General features: G+C 64.0%; 17 protein-coding genes and 1 pseudogene. 8 read left to right on the top strand and 10 right to left on the bottom strand.

From position 1 onward, the window contains the following. Nucleotides 1–4: 4 nt before the first annotated feature. Together CH295_RS21425 and CH295_RS28305 are read right to left on the bottom strand one after the other, a co-directional pair. The gene (locus CH295_RS21425; RefSeq protein WP_252342132.1) at nucleotides 5–1273 is read right to left on the bottom strand and encodes a serine/threonine-protein kinase; all 1269 of its coding nucleotides are present in this window, start codon (nucleotides 1271–1273) and stop codon (nucleotides 5–7) included. Further along, nucleotides 1225–1566, bottom strand: a complete 342-nt coding sequence (locus tag CH295_RS28305; RefSeq protein ID WP_252342133.1) for a hypothetical protein — start codon at nucleotides 1564–1566, stop codon at nucleotides 1225–1227. Before CH295_RS28305 ends, CH295_RS21425 begins: the two co-directional genes overlap by 49 nt. On the opposite strand from CH295_RS28305, the gene CH295_RS21430 reads away from it, so the two are divergent. Together CH295_RS21430 and CH295_RS21435 are read left to right on the top strand one after the other, a co-directional pair. Continuing rightward, on the top strand, nucleotides 1550–2767 hold the full coding sequence (locus tag CH295_RS21430; RefSeq protein WP_252342134.1) for an EAL domain-containing protein: 1218 nt from the start codon (nucleotides 1550–1552) through the stop codon (nucleotides 2765–2767). The genes CH295_RS28305 and CH295_RS21430 overlap by 17 nt on opposite strands. Before the next feature lie 92 nt (nucleotides 2768–2859). Beyond that, a complete protein-coding gene (locus CH295_RS21435) occupies nucleotides 2860–4404 on the top strand; it encodes an alanine/glycine:cation symporter family protein (protein ID WP_037189225.1) in 1545 nt (514 codons plus the stop codon). A gap of 18 nt (nucleotides 4405–4422) precedes the next feature. Here CH295_RS21435 and CH295_RS28530 read toward each other — a convergent pair whose 3' ends face one another. Together CH295_RS28530 and CH295_RS28315 are read right to left on the bottom strand one after the other, a co-directional pair. Beyond that, a complete protein-coding gene (locus CH295_RS28530; protein WP_353955487.1) occupies nucleotides 4423–5523 on the bottom strand; it encodes a PucR family transcriptional regulator in 1101 nt (366 codons plus the stop codon). Nucleotides 5524–5562: 39 nt separating this feature from the next. Further along, nucleotides 5563–5940: pseudogene (locus CH295_RS28315) on the bottom strand (PucR family transcriptional regulator ligand-binding domain-containing protein); the annotation flags it as partial. Nucleotides 5941–6059: 119 nt separating this feature from the next. On the opposite strand from CH295_RS28315, the gene CH295_RS21450 reads away from it, so the two are divergent. The 4 genes from CH295_RS21450 to CH295_RS21465 all read left to right on the top strand — a co-directional run bounded on the left by CH295_RS21450 (nucleotide 6060) and on the right by CH295_RS21465 (nucleotide 11075). Next, nucleotides 6060–7517, top strand: a complete 1458-nt coding sequence (locus tag CH295_RS21450) for a purine-cytosine permease family protein (protein ID WP_052047476.1) — start codon at nucleotides 6060–6062, stop codon at nucleotides 7515–7517. 40 nt (nucleotides 7518–7557) lie between these two features. Further along, entirely contained in the window at nucleotides 7558–9078 is a 1521-nt protein-coding gene (locus tag CH295_RS21455; RefSeq protein WP_094741898.1) for an amidohydrolase family protein, read from the top strand. A 79-nt stretch (nucleotides 9079–9157) separates the two neighbouring features. Then, nucleotides 9158–9790 carry a GyrI-like domain-containing protein gene (locus tag CH295_RS21460; RefSeq protein WP_094741899.1) on the top strand — a complete coding sequence of 211 codons (633 nt, stop codon included), beginning with the start codon at nucleotides 9158–9160 and terminating at the stop codon, nucleotides 9788–9790. 13 nt (nucleotides 9791–9803) lie between these two features. Beyond that, complete coding sequence (locus CH295_RS21465; RefSeq protein ID WP_094742163.1) at nucleotides 9804–11075, top strand: MFS transporter; 1272 nt, start codon at nucleotides 9804–9806, stop codon at nucleotides 11073–11075. A gap of 6 nt (nucleotides 11076–11081) precedes the next feature. Here CH295_RS21465 and CH295_RS21470 read toward each other — a convergent pair whose 3' ends face one another. The 5 genes from CH295_RS21470 to CH295_RS21490 all read right to left on the bottom strand — a co-directional run bounded on the left by CH295_RS21470 (nucleotide 11082) and on the right by CH295_RS21490 (nucleotide 13827). Continuing rightward, nucleotides 11082–11504 (bottom strand): VOC family protein, encoded by a 423-nt coding sequence (locus CH295_RS21470; protein ID WP_094634613.1) that lies wholly within the window; start codon nucleotides 11502–11504, stop codon nucleotides 11082–11084. Nucleotides 11505–11602: 98 nt separating this feature from the next. Further along, complete coding sequence (locus CH295_RS21475) at nucleotides 11603–11899, bottom strand: transcriptional regulator (protein WP_094634456.1); 297 nt, start codon at nucleotides 11897–11899, stop codon at nucleotides 11603–11605. After that, nucleotides 11896–12315 carry a hypothetical protein gene (locus tag CH295_RS21480; protein WP_094741900.1) on the bottom strand — a complete coding sequence of 140 codons (420 nt, stop codon included), beginning with the start codon at nucleotides 12313–12315 and terminating at the stop codon, nucleotides 11896–11898. The genes CH295_RS21475 and CH295_RS21480 overlap by 4 nt, the downstream gene beginning before the upstream one ends. 50 nt (nucleotides 12316–12365) lie before the next feature. After that, nucleotides 12366–12656 carry a hypothetical protein gene (locus CH295_RS21485; RefSeq protein WP_094634454.1) on the bottom strand — a complete coding sequence of 97 codons (291 nt, stop codon included), beginning with the start codon at nucleotides 12654–12656 and terminating at the stop codon, nucleotides 12366–12368. Nucleotides 12657–12675: 19 nt separating this feature from the next. Then, entirely contained in the window at nucleotides 12676–13827 is a 1152-nt protein-coding gene (locus CH295_RS21490) for an NAD(P)/FAD-dependent oxidoreductase (protein WP_094741901.1), read from the bottom strand. Nucleotides 13828–13908: 81 nt separating this feature from the next. On the opposite strand from CH295_RS21490, the gene CH295_RS21495 reads away from it, so the two are divergent. Continuing rightward, entirely contained in the window at nucleotides 13909–14472 is a 564-nt protein-coding gene (locus CH295_RS21495; RefSeq protein WP_037189232.1) for a dihydrofolate reductase family protein, read from the top strand. A 16-nt stretch (nucleotides 14473–14488) separates the two neighbouring features. Here CH295_RS21495 and CH295_RS21500 read toward each other — a convergent pair whose 3' ends face one another. Beyond that, nucleotides 14489–14785, bottom strand: a complete 297-nt coding sequence (locus CH295_RS21500) for a DUF503 domain-containing protein (RefSeq protein ID WP_037189233.1) — start codon at nucleotides 14783–14785, stop codon at nucleotides 14489–14491. A 105-nt stretch (nucleotides 14786–14890) separates the two neighbouring features. Between CH295_RS21500 and CH295_RS21505 the strand changes: the two genes are divergently transcribed. Continuing rightward, the gene (locus tag CH295_RS21505) at nucleotides 14891–15565 is read left to right on the top strand and encodes a GntR family transcriptional regulator (RefSeq protein WP_094742164.1); all 675 of its coding nucleotides are present in this window, start codon (nucleotides 14891–14893) and stop codon (nucleotides 15563–15565) included. Nucleotides 15566–15596: the final 31 nt, after the last annotated feature.

Genomic DNA, 15596 nt, shown 5'->3' on the forward strand with positions numbered 1-15596 from the left:
GGGGTCAGTTCCCCCGGCCGGAGTTGCCATTGCCGTTCCCACTGTTCCCGTTCCCGTTCCCGTTGCCACTGTTCCCGTTGCCGGAGTTCCCGTTGCCCGAGCTGCCGTTGCCGTCATCCAGAGGTATCGGGGCCGGCACAGCCGGCTCGACCGGAGCCGGATTCGCCGTGGGGACGGGAGCTGGCTCGGGCGTATTCGAGAAGACCGGAATCGACGTCGCAGGTGCAGGATCGGGTGCAAGGGTCGTGGGCACCACTGTCGTCGACTCCACGAGAGTCGGAGTCGGTGTCGACGGCGTGCTGGGTTCCGGCTCATCACTCGTGCCGACTGCGACCCAGACTATCGCCGCTCCCAGCGAAGTGAACAGCGCCGCTGCCGCCGGGATCATCCATCGTCGGTGTGGAGATTTCGCTGCAGCCGACGCTGGAACTGCTGTTGTCGCAACCATGTTTGCGGGTTCGGCGGGTATCACGGCAGTGCGGGGCAGGTTGGTGTCGAAGCGGGGTGTCGTGCTACGCGAGAGCCCGCGCAGTCGGTGGGCGACGGCGGCTGCGGCCGGCCGATCCTCCGGGCGTCTGGACGTCATGTCCGTCAACAGTGCGTGCCAGTCCGATCCGAGCCTCTCGGGGACGTCAGGATCGCGGTGTAGGCGCGCCACCGCTGCTGCCACGGCGCTTCCCTCGAATGCCATTGTGCCGGTGAGGCACTCGATGAGAACGAGCCCCAGCGTGTAGACGTCCGTCGGTGGACCGACGGACGTACCCGTCGCCTGCTCCGGGCTGAGGTAGTGCGCAGTACCGACTGTGGTGCCGTGCTCGGTGAGTCGTTCGGAATCGAGGATGCGGGCGATGCCGAAATCGGCAAGTTTGGCGCACTGTCCCACGCCGACGTCCGGAGACTGCGCAACGAGGATGTTGGCCGGTTTGATGTCGCGATGCACCACACCCTGACCGTGGATGTAGGCGAGAGCCTCCGCCAGCTCGAACCCGATCCGCGCGACGTGGGAGCCGTCCATCGCTCGGCCCTGGCGATACGCACTAAGGGTGGGACCGTCGATCAGCTCCATCACCAGGTACGGCACCGGCACCCCGCTGGCATCGAGTGCAGTGCCCGCGTCGTACAGCGTCACCAGACCCGGGTGCGACAGCGACGCGAGAGTCCGAATTTCTGCATCGATGCGCTGGGCAGTGTCCGGCGGCTCGTCGTGGCGGAATATCTTCACCGCTACGGATCGGCCGAGAACGTGGTCGTCGGCGTGCACGACGTCGGCCATCGCGCCGCGCCCCAATACGGTGCCCAGTCTGTATCGACCCGCAAAGACGTTGTCGAGAGGGGCACGAGCGCGAGAGTCCGCTCCCACCATCGGTCACCGCCGTTCGTCGAGTCCTTCGAGCACCTTATAGCCAGTCGATCGACGCACAGACCGCAGTCGAGTAACGACATCACGGTGCGGTCGGGCATGATGATGCCGCGGGTGGGGACCGATCGATCGATATCGAGGGAGGTTCCACCCATGCGTCGACGTACGACGAGGGCCGAGAAATCGCCGATGTCGATCGATATCACGTCGGTCTACCAGCCGATCGTCACACTGGACGGACGCGCCGTCGTGGGGTTCGAAGCGTTGGTGCGGACCTGCGGAGACGGTCCGCCGATTCCGCCGCCGGAACTGTTGGGCGTGGCACGTGCACAAGGCGTCGCTGCAGATTTCGATTGGCGGTGCCGACTCAGCGCGCTGCGCGGTGCCGTCGAGTCCGGCTATCCCGACCGGCTCGCGCTTTTCGTCAATGCCGAACCCGTCGCCCTCGATGCACCGCCTCCTCGGGACTGCCTACCGATGCTCGCGGACGCGTCGCGGCTGTCCATCATCATCGAGATCACCGAACGAGACCTGATGGGTGATCCGGCAGGTCTGCTGCGAGCGGCCGAGCACGCTCGAAACCTGGGGTGGCGAGTCGCCGTCGACGATGTGGGGGCAGATTCGTCCAGCCTGGCGCTGATTCCACTGCTGCGTCCCGACGTGATCAAGCTGGACATGGCTCTCGTACAGGGGCGTTCGAGCCGCGAGACCGCCGCCATCGTTGCTGCCGTTGCCGCCGAGGCCGAACGGACCGGTGCCCTGGTTCTGGCCGAAGGGATCGAAACCGAGCACCACGAGAGTTCTGCACGAGCCATGGGCGCGGTTCTGGGGCAGGGATACCTCTACGGCGCACCGGACGCTCTCCCGGATTTCGGTGAGGTGCAGGGGCCGGTCCGTTCGCTCGATCTGGATGGAACGGTGACCGTGCGTGCCCCCGTTGCAGTCACTCCGTACGGGCTCACCCACTCACTCGGTGCCCGCAGACAAGCGGATTCGACGTTGCTCGACGCCATCGAGAACAGCTTGTTGCACAGTGCGTACGGCACCGGCTCCTCGACTGTCGTACTGGCGACAGTGAGCGCGTCCACCGGCCTGACGCCTGCGCGGCGTGCGATCTTCGACGACCTTGCCGCACGTACTGCGCTCACGGCTGTCTTCGATTCGCACGCCGCGCCGCCTGCCTCCGGCTTCCGGACCGTGGCCGTGGGCGCGGACGAGCCGTTGGCGCTGGAACGTTCGATCGTGATCGTGGCTCCGATGTCGAGCGTGGCGCTCATCGCCGTGGAGCGTGGAACGGCCGAGGACGGTACCCCGATGTACGACTACCGCCTCACCTACGACCGACATGTCGTACTGGATGCTGCAACAGTGCTTTTGAGGCGAATACCCGCCCGATCTGCGGTGTGAGCCCGCGGGCTCTCGGTCAAGATCACGTAAATTATTGCTAGAAATTCGGTAAATCACGTCCTCTGCCGTCCACGTGCTGTTCACTCGAAGCCATGAGCTCTCACCCCCTCGCAACCGATGTACTGGCCGCGGACGGAGGCACGATCAGCTCCATCGAGACGGCGATCAACAATGCCTTCGATCCGATCTCCGCTGCCGTGTCGAATGTCGTCTTCTTCACCGTGAATATCGGTGGAGCCGCCGTTCCACTGATCGTCCTCTGGCTCATCGTCGGTGCCGTCGTCTTCACGGTGGCGTTCAAGTTCATCCAGGTCCGCGGAATCAAGAGAGCGTTGATTCTCGTCAGCGGCAAGGAGGACGAGGCGGACGCGCCCGGTGAAGTCAGCCACTTCAGAGCTCTCACTGCCGCGGTGTCCGGAACCGTCGGGCTCGGCAACATCGCCGGTGTCGCCGTCGCCGTGACACTCGGTGGACCCGGTGCCACACTCTGGATGATCCTCGCCGGCTTGCTGGGCATGGCATCGAAGTTCGTCGAGTGCACGCTCGGCGTGAAGTACCGAGACATCAACGAGGACGGCACCGTCTCCGGCGGACCCATGAAATACCTGACCAAGGGTCTCGCAGAGCGGGGACTCGCCAAGGTCGGCAAGGTCATGGCCGTCTTCTACGCCATCGTCATCACGTTCTTCGCCATCAGCGGCGGCAACATGTTCCAGGCCAATCAGACGTACGCACAGGTCCGTTCGGTCACCGGCGGTGACGATGGGTTCCTCGCTTCCGACGGAGCCAAGGCAGTGTTCGGTATCGTCGTCGCGCTGATCATCGGACTGGTCATCATCGGCGGCATGAAGTCGATCTCGGCGGTGACCGCCAAGCTCGTACCGACCATGGCGCTGATCTACATCGTCGCGTGCGGCGTCGTCATCGCCGTCAACTTCCGTTCGGTCCCCACGGCGTTCACCGCGATCTTCGAGGGTGCGTTCTCGCCCGAGGGCGTGGCCGGCGGCGTCCTCGGCGTCATGATCATCGGATTCCAGCGCGCCGCATTCTCGAACGAGGCCGGATTGGGTTCGGCGGCCATCGCGCACTCGGCCGTCAAGACCAGGCATCCGGTCACCGAGGGCTTCGTGGCCATGCTCGAGCCCTTCATCGACACGGTCGTCATCTGCACCGCGACCGCGCTGACCATCGTGATCGCCAATACCGTCACCTGGCAGGACCAGCGCGCGATCGTCGCCGAGACCGGCGAGCTACCCGCCGGAGGTGTCACCCTCACCTCCGACGCCTTCGAGACCGTGCTGCCGTGGTTCCCGTACGTGCTGACGCTTGCGGTGGCTCTGTTCGCACTGTCCACTGCCATAACCTGGGCCTACTACGGACTGCAGGCGTGGACGTCGTTGTTCGGACGCAGCCGCTTCTCGCGCACCTTCTTCAACGTGATGTTCTGCATGTTCACCGTCATCGGAACCGTGCTCTCGCTCGGCTCAGTGCTCGATTTCGCCGACGCGACCCTGTTCCTGCTGGCGTTGGTCAACATCACGGGCCTGTACCTGCTGTTGCCTGTGGTCAAGCGCGAACTCTCCGAGTACCTGGCCATGCGCCGAGGCGAGACGGACAAGGTCGACGCCGAGGTGTGAGAAGGATCGGTCGACGGGTCAGCCGCCAGGGCCGGTACTGCCTTGGCGGCGGGCCTGTTCGAGAAACACCGCAGTGGCGATCCCCGGGAATCGAGGGGAGCCTGCCGGCAGTGGACCGAGAACGTCGAAGAGCCTGTCGAGCCGTTGGTAGAGCGTCTGCCTCTGTATCCGAAGGCTCTTCGCGGTTTCGGTCTTGCTACCCCAATGGGTGATGTACGCCAGCAGGGTCGCGAACAACTCTCCGTGCCGCTCTCGATCGTGAGCGAGCAGTGGTCCTATCTGCTCGTGGACGAACTTCTCGACAGTGGATTCCCCCGACATCGACTCCACCAGAAGGGCAAGCGCGAAATTGCGCGCATCGCGGATGCGGTCGTCAGGGCCGAGGTCCAGCGCGAGCACTGCTGTGGCCGTGCCGAAACACCGACGCAGACCGTGGCGGTCGGAGGTTCCAGGACCGACACCTGCTCGCCTGATACGCACCTGCGTCGCCTGCAAGATCGACAGCACAACCGGCCGTTGGGCGTCGAGCATCTCCTGGCCGGCGAAACCGAGAACCGCGACGTGTCGGTCGCCGATCTTCTGACACCAGATGTTCGGTGAAACCGATCTCAACAAGCGCTGCAGCGTGCCCGCTTCCGGGTTGTCGTCGAATTCGACCGACACGGTCAAGTAGGCGTCGTGTTCGAGCATACCCATACGCTCGGCGACGCCGTCGAGATGGTCGGTGACATCGGAGGCAGGGTAATTCATCGCCGACAACAGTGAGAAGAAGCGGGTACGCAGTCGGTCCTCCACCCTGGCCGGGCGCGCGCTGAGCAACGCGATCGACAGGATTTCCGGAGCTCTCTCCAAACCTGCGTTGATCGAGTAGATGTCCGCATCGGGGCCCGGAGTCACGGTCAACACCGCGACGTCCCGACCGCCACTGGTGACAGGTACCTCGAACGTGGTGAAGTCCGATGGCTCGGTGACGAGTCCGGATTGCCCGATCAGATCTCCCGACGCAGAACGCAGCGCCACCGACGACCGCGTCTCGACGCCGAGCACATCGAGAACGGCGTCCACCGCTCCGTCCGTTTCGATCGACGCCGACAGCAACCGAGACATCCGGTTTGCCATCTGCAGCCGACGCAGAGCCGAGTCGGCAAGCTGGCTGTTGATGCTCTCGCATACCTGTACGAACGGCACCCGCCGTCGGAGATGCACCACGGGAAAGCCGATCCGCTCGGCATGCTCGACCAGTAGCGGCGGAATGACGTCGAGCGTTCCCCCCGTCTCCACCGCGATTCCGACGACTCCCGCGGCATCGATCGAGTCGAGGTACGTCACCAGATCGGCGTCGGAACAGGCACCGAATCACACACCCTCCATCAGAATCAGCTCCCCGCCGCGCAAGAGCGGTGCGATGTCGAGTTGCTCGCTGGCGTGAACCCACCGCAGAGATCGCGTCGACGAACGCCTTCCCGCGACGAGTTCGGGTCGCGCCGCGGACAGATAGACGTCGTCGAAGGCGTCGAGCACATTCATACGTGACATTTTGTCCACCCGCTGTTACCAGTGGCTTACATTACGTAAGGGTTCGGGAAACACACGGGCACGAGGCTTCTCACCAGGCCGACCGAACCGCCGGTCGACCGCATCCCGAGGAGCTCACGGTGACCACACATTCCCACGACGTCGAGGATTCGCTGCAACCGATTCCCGAGAGCCAGAGAACCACCGTGCTGTCCGGTCAGTTCTGGATATGGGCGGGTGCGAACATCGCACCGATCAACTGGGTGCTCGGCGCGCTCGGCATCAGTATGGGCCTCGGCCTGGCCGATACGCTGACAGTGCTCGTCCTCGGAAACGTCATCGGAATGGCGATCTTCGGATTCTTCGTTCTGCTCGGGCAACGAACGGGAACGACCGGAATGCTGTTGGGCCGGTCGGTCTTCGGCCGTCGAGGCAACTATGTCCCCTCCGCCGTCCAGGCCGTGGTGGTCGTCGGCTGGTGCGCGGTGAACACATGGATCGTCCTCGACCTGGTGATGGCGCTGTTCGGCGAACTCGGCTGGGTCGACCCCGATGCCGCGAACGTCGGATGGAAGGTGGCGGTGGCCACAGCCATCATGGCGGTCCAGGTCGGTATCTCCATGGCCGGATACCGGGCGATCGCGGCGTTCGAGCGCTGGACGGTGCCGCCGACCGTCGTGGTGCTGGTCTTGATGTCGATCGTGGCCTGGTTCCACCTGGACATCGACTGGAGTTACTCCGGTCCGGACGGCGTCGCCTTGGCCGGCACCGAGCGCATTGTCGCCATGTCGGCCGTGATGACGGCCATCGGAATCGGCTGGGGCCTGACGTGGCTGACCTACGCCGCCGACTACTCCCGCTTCGTCAGTACACGTGTTCCGCGCCGCAAGCTGTACCTGGTCAGTGCGCTGGGACAGTTGATCCCCGTCGTGTGGCTCGGTGTGCTCGGCGCGACGTTGGCGACCACCAACGGCTCCATCGATCCGGGCAAGCTCATCGTCGAGAACTTCGGTGCGCTCGCCATCCCGGTACTGCTGTTGGTTCTGCACGGCCCCATCGCCACGAACGTTCTCAACGTCTACAGCTTCGGTGTGACGGCGCAGGCCCTCGACATCAAGTTGAGTCGGCGGACGCTGAACCTCGTGGTCGGCGTTCTCGCACTGGCCGCGAGCGTGTTCTTCGTCTTCCAGGAAGATGCGGCACAGACCCTCGACGCCTGGCTCGTGGGTGTGGTGGGCTGGGTGGCGACGTGGGGCGCGATCATGCTGGTGCACTACTACGTCTTCGAGCGCGCCAGCACCCGATACGGCCATCTGTTCGACGACGTGGGCTCGACGAGGATGCAGGACGTCAACTGGCGTGCACTCGCGGCGTTCGCAGTGGGAATTTTCGGCACCTGGATGTTCCTCAACGGTATGGTCCCGGCATTGCAGGGGTTCGGTTCGCAGGCACTCGGCGGTCTCGACATCTCGTGGCTCGTCGGTGGTAGTGCGGCAGCGGCTACCTACTACCTTCTCGCACGAAAGTCGCATCGGCAGTGGATGATTCGTCAGCAACAGCCCGAAGAGCAGGCTCCGACACCACAGCCGGTCGAATAGCTCCTCGCCGTCATCGCACCGCGCAGTCAAGGAAGGAAACATGGGAATCTTCATCAGGAACGCGCACGTCATCACCATGGACGCGTCCACCGGTTCCGAGCCGATCGTCCGTAGCATCCGAATCGAGAACGACGTCGTCACTGCAGTCGCCGGTGATCTCGAACCCACCGACGGCGATACGATCATCGACGGCACCGACAGGCTGGTCACGCCGGGTTTCGTCAACGCACATACCCATTCCTGGGAGACGTTCTACAAGGGCCGATACGACAACATGCCCCTCGAGATGTGGATGGCCATGTCGTATCCGATTCTCGGCGACAGTCGCGTCGAACCCGATCTGGTTCGTCTGCGCAGCACGTTGTTCGCAATCGAATCTCTCGAAGCGGGCGTGACCACGATCGTCGACGACGTGCTGGAGAACCCGACTCAGGATTGGGCGCAACTGTCGGCGGTGTTCGACGCGTACGAAGAGATCGGCATCAGAGCCAACATTTCCGGACACGTGATCAGCAAGCCGTTCGTCGACACCGTGCCGTTCGTCGTGGACTACCTACCGCAGGAGATCGCAGCCGAGATCCTGTCCCACCCCGTTCCTACGACGGGGGAGTATCTCGCCTTCAGCAGGCAGGCATTCGAGCAGTATCACGGTCGAGGCAACGGTCGTCTGCGGTACATGGTCGCGCCCTCGGCACCACAACGGTGCGGTGCGGAGCTCCTGGTCGGTGCCACGCAGTTGGCGACCGAATTCGACGCCGAATGCCACATTCACGTCCTCGAGACCAAGACCCAGTTGGTCACGGGAGCGGAGATGTACGGCGGGTCGCTGGTGGAATTCATGGATCGGATCGGCGCGCTGTCACCCAATACCACCCTGGCGCATGGCATTTGGCTGACCGAAGACGATATGTCGATGATCGCCTCGGCGGGCACGTCTATTTCGCACAATCCGATCTCGAATCTCAAGCTCGGATCGGGAATCGCTCCGTGGCACGCCCTGCGTACCGCAGGCGTGAACCTCGGATTGGGAACCGACGGATGCTCGAGCAGTGATTCCCCCCGGATGCTCGACGTCGTGAAAGCTGCTGCGCTGCTGCACAAGGTGACCAACCCGGACTTCACCACCTGGCCGACGGTGGACGAGGTACTGCACGCAGGCACCGTCGGCGGGGCCCGCAGTGCGCTCCTTCAAGACACTGTGGGCACGGTGGAGGTGGGGATGCAGGCCGACCTGGTGATCTTCGATCTCGACACCATGGCTTTCACGCCTCGGCAGAAGCTCGACCGGCAACTGGTGTACTCCGAGAACGGCTCCTCGATCGATATCGTGATCGTGGCAGGCCGGATCGTCGTAGAGGGCGGACGCGTCACCACGGTCGACCGTTCGGCGGTGCTGGCCGAACTCTCCGAGCGCCTCGACGAGATCGTGGCACGCCAGAATGCACTCGATTCGCTGAACAAGCCCCTGCTGGACGCGCTGGCGACCATGTACGACAGGGCGATTGCGACCCGCGGCACCGTCAACCAATTCAGCGACGACGAACGCACGTGGCTCGTCTGAACGGTCGTCTCAGGGACCGTGCCGGAGGGCGCGCAACGTTCGGTACGTTGAAATCCACGATCGAATGGGAACGGGTGTCATGAAGATCGATTTCAAGAAGACGCTCGACGCATATTCGGCGCGGCACAACACCTTTCGCACCCTTGTCGTTCCGCCGCTGACCTACCTGATGATCGACGGGCACGGCGACCCGAACACCGCCCCGCAGTATGCGGAAGCGATGGCCGCGATCTACCCCGTCGCCTACGCGCTGAAGTTCGCCAGCAAGAACACCCTCGACCGCGATTACGTCGTCCCGCCGCTCGAGGCTCTGTGGTGGGCCGAGGACATGAACTCGTTCACCACCGAGAGGGACAAGAGCGAGTGGAACTGGACCACCATGATCATGGTGCCCGACTGGATCGACCGTCCGATGTTCGAGGCGGCGGTGGCGACCGCCGCCTCGAAGAGCAACTCGGATGCGTCGAGCAGGGTTCGGTTGGAAACTCTCGACGAGGGACTGTGCGTGCAGACGCTGCACATCGGGTCCTACGACGACGAGACGCCGGTACTCGAGGAGCTCCATCGTCGATACATCCCCGAATCTGGATTGACGATGACGGGCAAACATCACGAGATCTACCTGAGCGATGCGCGCCGGGTCGAACCCGCGAAGCTGCGCACCATTCTTCGCCAGCCGGTAGCGCATTCGGCGGAATCGGCCTCGCTCTGACACGATGACCGGCATGACCAACGCGGTGCGCCCGGCGTCGTTCACCGCCGGGACCCTCACTCTCCTGGGTGCGCTCTACTTCGCACAGGGACTGCCGTTCGGATTCTTCACCCAGGCCCTTCCGGTGGTACTGCGGGAGTCGGGGTTCTCCTTGGTGAAGATCAGCGCGACCGGTGTGCTGTTCCTGCCGTGGGCGCTCAAGTTTCTCTGGGCGCCGTATGTCGATCGGTACGGATCCCGGCGGCGGTGGCTGCTGTCGCTGCAGTGCTCGGCCGCGGCGGTGGCACTGGCGTTGTCGTTCCTCGATCTGTCCTCGACATTGCGCTGGCTGTTCGTCGGCATCTTCGTCATGAATGCTCTCTCGGCGACGCAGGACATCGCGACCGACGGCATCGCAGTGCGTACGCTCACGGTGGCGCAGCGCGGGTTGGGCAACGGTCTGCAGGTCGGTGCTTACCGCATCGGGATGGTGTGCAGTGGCGGACTACTGTTGTGGCTGTTCACCTTCGCCGGATGGCGGGTGCTGTTCGTTGCGATGGCACTGCTGATCGTGCTGACGACGATCCCCGTGTGGTGGATGCGCAGACAACTCGACGCGGCCGACGGGGACTCCGATCCACACGCCGAGCGTCCGACGCCGGGGCGGCTCGCCGGCGCGTGGTGGTCGCGGCTTCGCAGACCCGGAATGGTGGCATTCATTCTGCTGATCATCGGGTTCAAGTTCGGCAACTCGATGGGATCGGCACTCGTGGGTCCGTTTCTGTCGGACAGCGGACTGTCGCTGCCCCAGATTGCGCTGGTCGAGGGCGGACTGTCGTCGGTGGCTGCGGTCGGGGGAGCAGCCCTCGGGGCATGGTTGGCGTTTCGGCACGGACGCCGTCGGGCGCTGCTGGTGGGCGGAGTGAGCCAAACGCTGAGCCTCGCGCTGTATGTCGTTGCGTCCCTGGGCGTCGGCGGCTTTCCTCTTCTCGTCACCGCCAACATCACCGAACACGTGCTCGGTGGTGCGGCCACCGTTGCGGTGTTCGCGCTGATGATGGACGCGTCCGAGAAGCGTTTCGCAGGAAGCGATTACACACTGATGGCGTGCGCGATCGTCTTCGCGCAGGGAGTGGCCGGAATTGCCGCCGGTGTGGTCGGAGACCTGTTCGGATACACTGCGATGTTCGGTTCAGCACTCGTCCTGTCCGGTCTTGGCTGCGCGTTGTTGCTGGTGGCACTCGACCGGGGCTGGGGGCCCGAAGGTCTCCGGCAGGTGATCCCGCCGAAGAACGTCGTCGTGTAGAGGCGGTCAGCTCCCAGTGCTCGAGCCTGCGATGTTGACCATCCACTGCACACCGAACTTGTCGGTCAACATACCGAACGCGTCACCCCACGGAGCCTTCTCCAGGCCCATCGTGAACTGCGCGTCGACGGCCAACTTGTTCCAGTAGCCAGTCAGTTCGTCCTCCTCGTCGCCGCTGAGCGAGACGCTCATGGTGTTGCCGGGGGTGTGCTCCATCGACGACGGCGTGTCGGCTCCCATCAGAGTGAAGCCGTTCGGGGTGGTCAGCTGGCCGTGCATGATCTTGTCCTGATCGGCGGGATCCTCGCTGGCATTGGCCTCGCCGAGCGTGGTGACGGTGAGCTCGCCACCGAAGACCGACCGATAGAACTCCATCGCCTCGCGGGCATTGTCTCGGAACGACAGGTATGGATTGAGAATGGACATGATCGAAGTCTCCTTCTTCGCTGAACGAGCGGGCTGAACTACGTCGACGTCATCCGTCGAAACAGTAGACACGCACTGCGAGAGAAAGTCACCGCGGACGATCAGATGGAGGCGTCGGTGTCGGCCAGGATGGTGCGCAGTGCAGCCACATGACGTCGATACGCCGATCTACCGTCCTTGGTCAACGACAACCACAGTCGACGCGAGTCCGTGCGTGATCGCTGCTGCTCGATGTATCCCGCATCGACCAGAGCGGCGACCTGTTTGCTGAGCGCGGACGCGCTCAACCCGCTGTGTTCCTTGACGATCGAGAGTTCGAGAGTGGTCGCCGCAACCAGTAGAGCGCAGATCCGTAGCCGATGTGCCGGATGAATGATCGGGTCGAGGTCGTCAGTCATCGGCGTGTGCTGCGGTAGTGCAGGACCGATCCGGTCGAGAAGATCGCCGCGGTCGCGGCCGCGAGCAGAACCACCGGCCAGGCAGGTCCGCTTGGATTGCCGACAGCCTGTGCCAGTGCGACGCAGAGCGCCGAGAGCGCCACGCAGGTGAGGAAGCCTCGGTTGGTGGGTAGGGCCCACGGCGTCCCCATTCGATATCCGGTGATGACGTTGACCGCGACGATCACCGCGGCAATGCCCAGGAACGCGGCCCGGCTGTCGAGCAGGGCGGTCAGTGCGAACAGTGCGAGCAGCGCGGCGTTGATCGGATACAGCCACACCGGCCACGGAGTGTCTCGTACCGCGCGCTGGACGCGGTCGATGTCGTCGAGAGCTGTTCGTGCTTCGGCAGGTGTGAGTCTTCCGATGCTTTCCATGATGGAAACTGTATTGGATAGTTTCCACCATGGCAACAATCCGGCGAGGGTCAGGTGTCGGCAGGCCGCGATACTTCCGATTCCCATCGGGCCCGTCGTTCGTCGTCGGACTGCTCCCACCACGGTGTTCCTCGCTCGCCGAGGGCGACTTTGGTGGCCTGCACGCCAGCGCGAGATTCCGGAGCGCCCGACGTGCGTTTGACCTCCCTGCGCCACGCCATCAGAATCGACCGCAATTCGGCATTGCGATCCTCCGGGATGTCAGGATCCGTTGCGCGCCAACGCCGACCCTTGATGACGATGTAGTGACCGTCCTCGGTGCGTTCCGGTTCTTCGGCCATGGGTCCACACTGCCATGTGTCAGCTGCTCAGATACTGCGGCACTGCAATTCCGTCGAGTCCGAGCGCCACCGCGGCACGAGCGGCGACCGGTCCGACCAGATTGCCTGTCCCGTTGTAGCCGCCGAATGCGATCACGGTGTCGTCGACGAATGTGCACAGCGGGCGCCCATCCGCGGTGAACCCGACGGATGCTGCCCATCGCGCACGAACCGAGACAGGTTCTCCTGCAAACGATGTCGCAACAGATTCGATGTAGTTCTGCACCTGAGCTGTCGGTTCACCGGACGGTGTCCACTCGTCCTCGGCGAAGAGGTCACGACCGCCCCCGACGTACAGCCGTCCGGACGCATCCTGCTGCGCGTAGTCGTAGCCCCATCGTCCGTACACGGGGCACGGCAGTCGTCCCGGCGGGACGGGCGAGGTGGCGAGCATCTGCAGACGTGCGGTCCGAACCCGGCCGTCGAGCTGGGGGAGTACCTGTTCGAGGCGACCGTCGACGGCAACGAGAACCAGGCCGCACCGAACCACCCCACTCGGCGTCGTGACCGTTCCTGGCCCGATGGTGGTTGCGGGCGTGTGCTCGTACAGCCTGGCGCGGCCCGCGAGGATCGACGCCAGCCCGATTGCGCGACGTGCAGGATTCATCGCCGCGTCGTCCGGCAGGAAGATGCCGCGCCCCAACTCGCCCGAATAGTGCTCGACGGCAATCTCGTTCTCGCGCAAGCACTGTGCCAGCGCGTCGCAATCCTCCGAATCGGCGTGCTCGATCGGCGCACCGGGAACTCCCGCGAGCCTGATGGATCCGGTGCGGCGGACGACCTCGGATCCGAGAAGACCTTCCAGAGAGTCGATCTCGGCCAGAGTCGCTCGATACAGATCCACGGCGCACGGACCCCATGCTGCGAGCGCAGTGTGCAGAAAGGTCGCAGGACCGCCGAGCAGGAAGCCACCGTTCCGACCCGCGGCTCCGGCAGCGATCCGCCCTGCGTCGATTCCGACCACATCGAGACCACGGTCGACGAGGTCGGCGACAGCGGCCAGACCCGACCCTCCGAGGCCGACGACGCAGACGTCCGCGGTGCTCTCACGCTCCAGTGCGGGTAACCCCGACCAGCCGGACACGACCGGGTCGTCGTCCCACGCCGGGCGGGAGCTGTCACTGGCAATCATCGGTCGATGGTATCGGCGGATTCGGCGGGCGGATGGTTTACGATTCCGGCACCCGCATCCCAGCACCGGTAAGGACCGTCCATGCGCACTGTGATCGTGACCGCGTTCGTTTCACTCGACGGTGTGATGGAAGGACCTGGCGGCGAGGTGGGCTATCGCAACTCCGGGTGGACGTTCCAGGGCATCGAATTCGACCCGGCAGCGTACGAGATCAAGGGCCGTGAGCAGGAAGAAGCCACTGCGCTGCTGTTGGGCCGCACCTCGTACGAGGCATTTGCGCCGATCTGGCCCACCATGGACGATTTCGCCGGGTACAACGCGATGCCGAGGTACGTGGTGTCGTCGACGCTCGAACAGGACGACTCACGGTGGCCGGCAACCATTCTGCGCGGTGTCGACGACGTTGCCGAGCTCAGGAACTCCGACGGTGGGCCGATCTCCATACACGGCAGCGCCACCCTGGGAAGAAGTCTCGCCGACGCCGGGCTCGTCGATCGTTACCACCTGCTCGTCTTTCCGCTCCTGCTCGGGGCGGGAAAACGACTGTTCAGTGAGGCCGACAAGGACACCACGCATCTCGAACTGGTCGAACACGAGGTCTACGGCAACGGAATTCAGAAGCAGGTGTTCGACGTACGTCGATGAGCCGGCGGGGCAGGCCTCAGACGTCGTCGCTTCGGATGGTGCGCCGCCGAACGGAGACGAGTTGCAGCTCGGGACGTGAGGCCGCCACGCGCTCGATGCGGTCGAGAACATCGGTGACGTGGTCGCGATCGCCTGCCACGACGGACGCGCCGATACCCGCTCGTCTGTGCAACTCGCGATGATCGGTCTCCGCGACCGACACCGCGAACTTGCGTTGCATTTCGGAGATCGCCGGCCGGATCACGGAGCGCTTCTCTTTGAGTGAGTGAACATCTCCGAGAAGGAAGTCGAATTCAATCCATCCAATCCACATATGCCGACCATTCTAACGCTGGGGGGATACCCGAGCGCTCTGGATTCGACTCGGCGATGTTTTCCGATGCGCACCATTCGCCGAACATGTTCGTACACTGGCGTCATGGCTGCACCGGCGGAACACGGCTCCTTGCCGCCGAGCCTTGTCGAAATGGCGACTCGCCAGGTCCGATCCGAGGTTCTCAGCGGTGCGCTCGAGCCCGGATCCCGAGTGGTCGAGGAAACCCTGTGCGCGCGCCTCGGGATCAGCCGAGCACCGGTACGTGAGGCGCTGCGCCTGTTGGCTCAGCAGGGTCTGGTCGAGCATCTCCCACGTCGCGGGTTCCGAGTGACGGTGTGGTCGGCAGAGGACATTCTCGAACTCTTCGAGCTGCGTCAGGTTCTCGAACGACATGCGCTCGAACGTGCGCTCCCGCTCGCGTCGTCTCGCGGCGATGCGTTCGCTCCGGTACGAACGGCGCTCGACGAGATGCGTGACGCGGATGCGCGGGGCGACACCCTCGAGAAGGACGACGCCCACCGACGTTTCCACGAAGCCATCGTGGCGTTGGCTGGCAGTCGGCAACTCGATGTTGCGTACGCACCGATCCTGCTGAAGTTGCAGCTACCGATGGCCCGCAATCTCAGGGAAGAAGCCCGAGTCGCCAATCCGGTCGACGGGATCCGGCGTCACGAGTGGTTGCTCGACGCCATCGAATCGAACGACGTGTCGGTGGCGCTCGCCGCGTTGAAGCAGCATGGCGAGCTGACCTACCTCCATCTCGAGAGTATTTCCTAACAGACTCGAAACACGGCAACAACCTGCAGTA

Origin of the sequence: Rhodococcus sp. 14-2483-1-2, from assembly GCF_002259405.1 — a bacterium.
GTDB lineage: Bacteria > Actinomycetota > Actinomycetes > Mycobacteriales > Mycobacteriaceae > Rhodococcoides.

Excerpts from the sequence above, each read along its gene's own strand:
- CH295_RS21425 (WP_252342132.1), bottom strand. The coding sequence starts at position 1,273 with ATGGCCGACGTCGTGCACGCCGACGACCACGTTCTCGGCCGATCCGTA.
- CH295_RS21430 (WP_252342134.1), top strand. The coding sequence starts at position 1,550 with ATGTCGATCGATATCACGTCGGTCTACCAGCCGATCGTCACACTGGAC.
- CH295_RS21435 (WP_037189225.1), top strand. The coding sequence starts at position 2,860 with ATGAGCTCTCACCCCCTCGCAACCGATGTACTGGCCGCGGACGGAGGC.
- CH295_RS28530 (WP_353955487.1), bottom strand. The coding sequence starts at position 5,523 with ATGGCAAACCGGATGTCTCGGTTGCTGTCGGCGTCGATCGAAACGGAC.
- CH295_RS21455 (WP_094741898.1), top strand. The coding sequence starts at position 7,558 with ATGGGAATCTTCATCAGGAACGCGCACGTCATCACCATGGACGCGTCC.
- CH295_RS21460 (WP_094741899.1), top strand. The coding sequence starts at position 9,158 with ATGAAGATCGATTTCAAGAAGACGCTCGACGCATATTCGGCGCGGCAC.
- CH295_RS21465 (WP_094742163.1), top strand. The coding sequence starts at position 9,804 with ATGACCAACGCGGTGCGCCCGGCGTCGTTCACCGCCGGGACCCTCACT.
- CH295_RS21475 (WP_094634456.1), bottom strand. The coding sequence starts at position 11,899 with ATGACTGACGACCTCGACCCGATCATTCATCCGGCACATCGGCTACGG.
- CH295_RS21480 (WP_094741900.1), bottom strand. The coding sequence starts at position 12,315 with ATGGAAAGCATCGGAAGACTCACACCTGCCGAAGCACGAACAGCTCTC.
- CH295_RS21485 (WP_094634454.1), bottom strand. The coding sequence starts at position 12,656 with ATGGCCGAAGAACCGGAACGCACCGAGGACGGTCACTACATCGTCATC.
- CH295_RS21490 (WP_094741901.1), bottom strand. The coding sequence starts at position 13,827 with ATGATTGCCAGTGACAGCTCCCGCCCGGCGTGGGACGACGACCCGGTC.
- CH295_RS21495 (WP_037189232.1), top strand. The coding sequence starts at position 13,909 with ATGCGCACTGTGATCGTGACCGCGTTCGTTTCACTCGACGGTGTGATG.
- CH295_RS21500 (WP_037189233.1), bottom strand. The coding sequence starts at position 14,785 with ATGTGGATTGGATGGATTGAATTCGACTTCCTTCTCGGAGATGTTCAC.
- CH295_RS21505 (WP_094742164.1), top strand. The coding sequence starts at position 14,891 with ATGGCTGCACCGGCGGAACACGGCTCCTTGCCGCCGAGCCTTGTCGAA.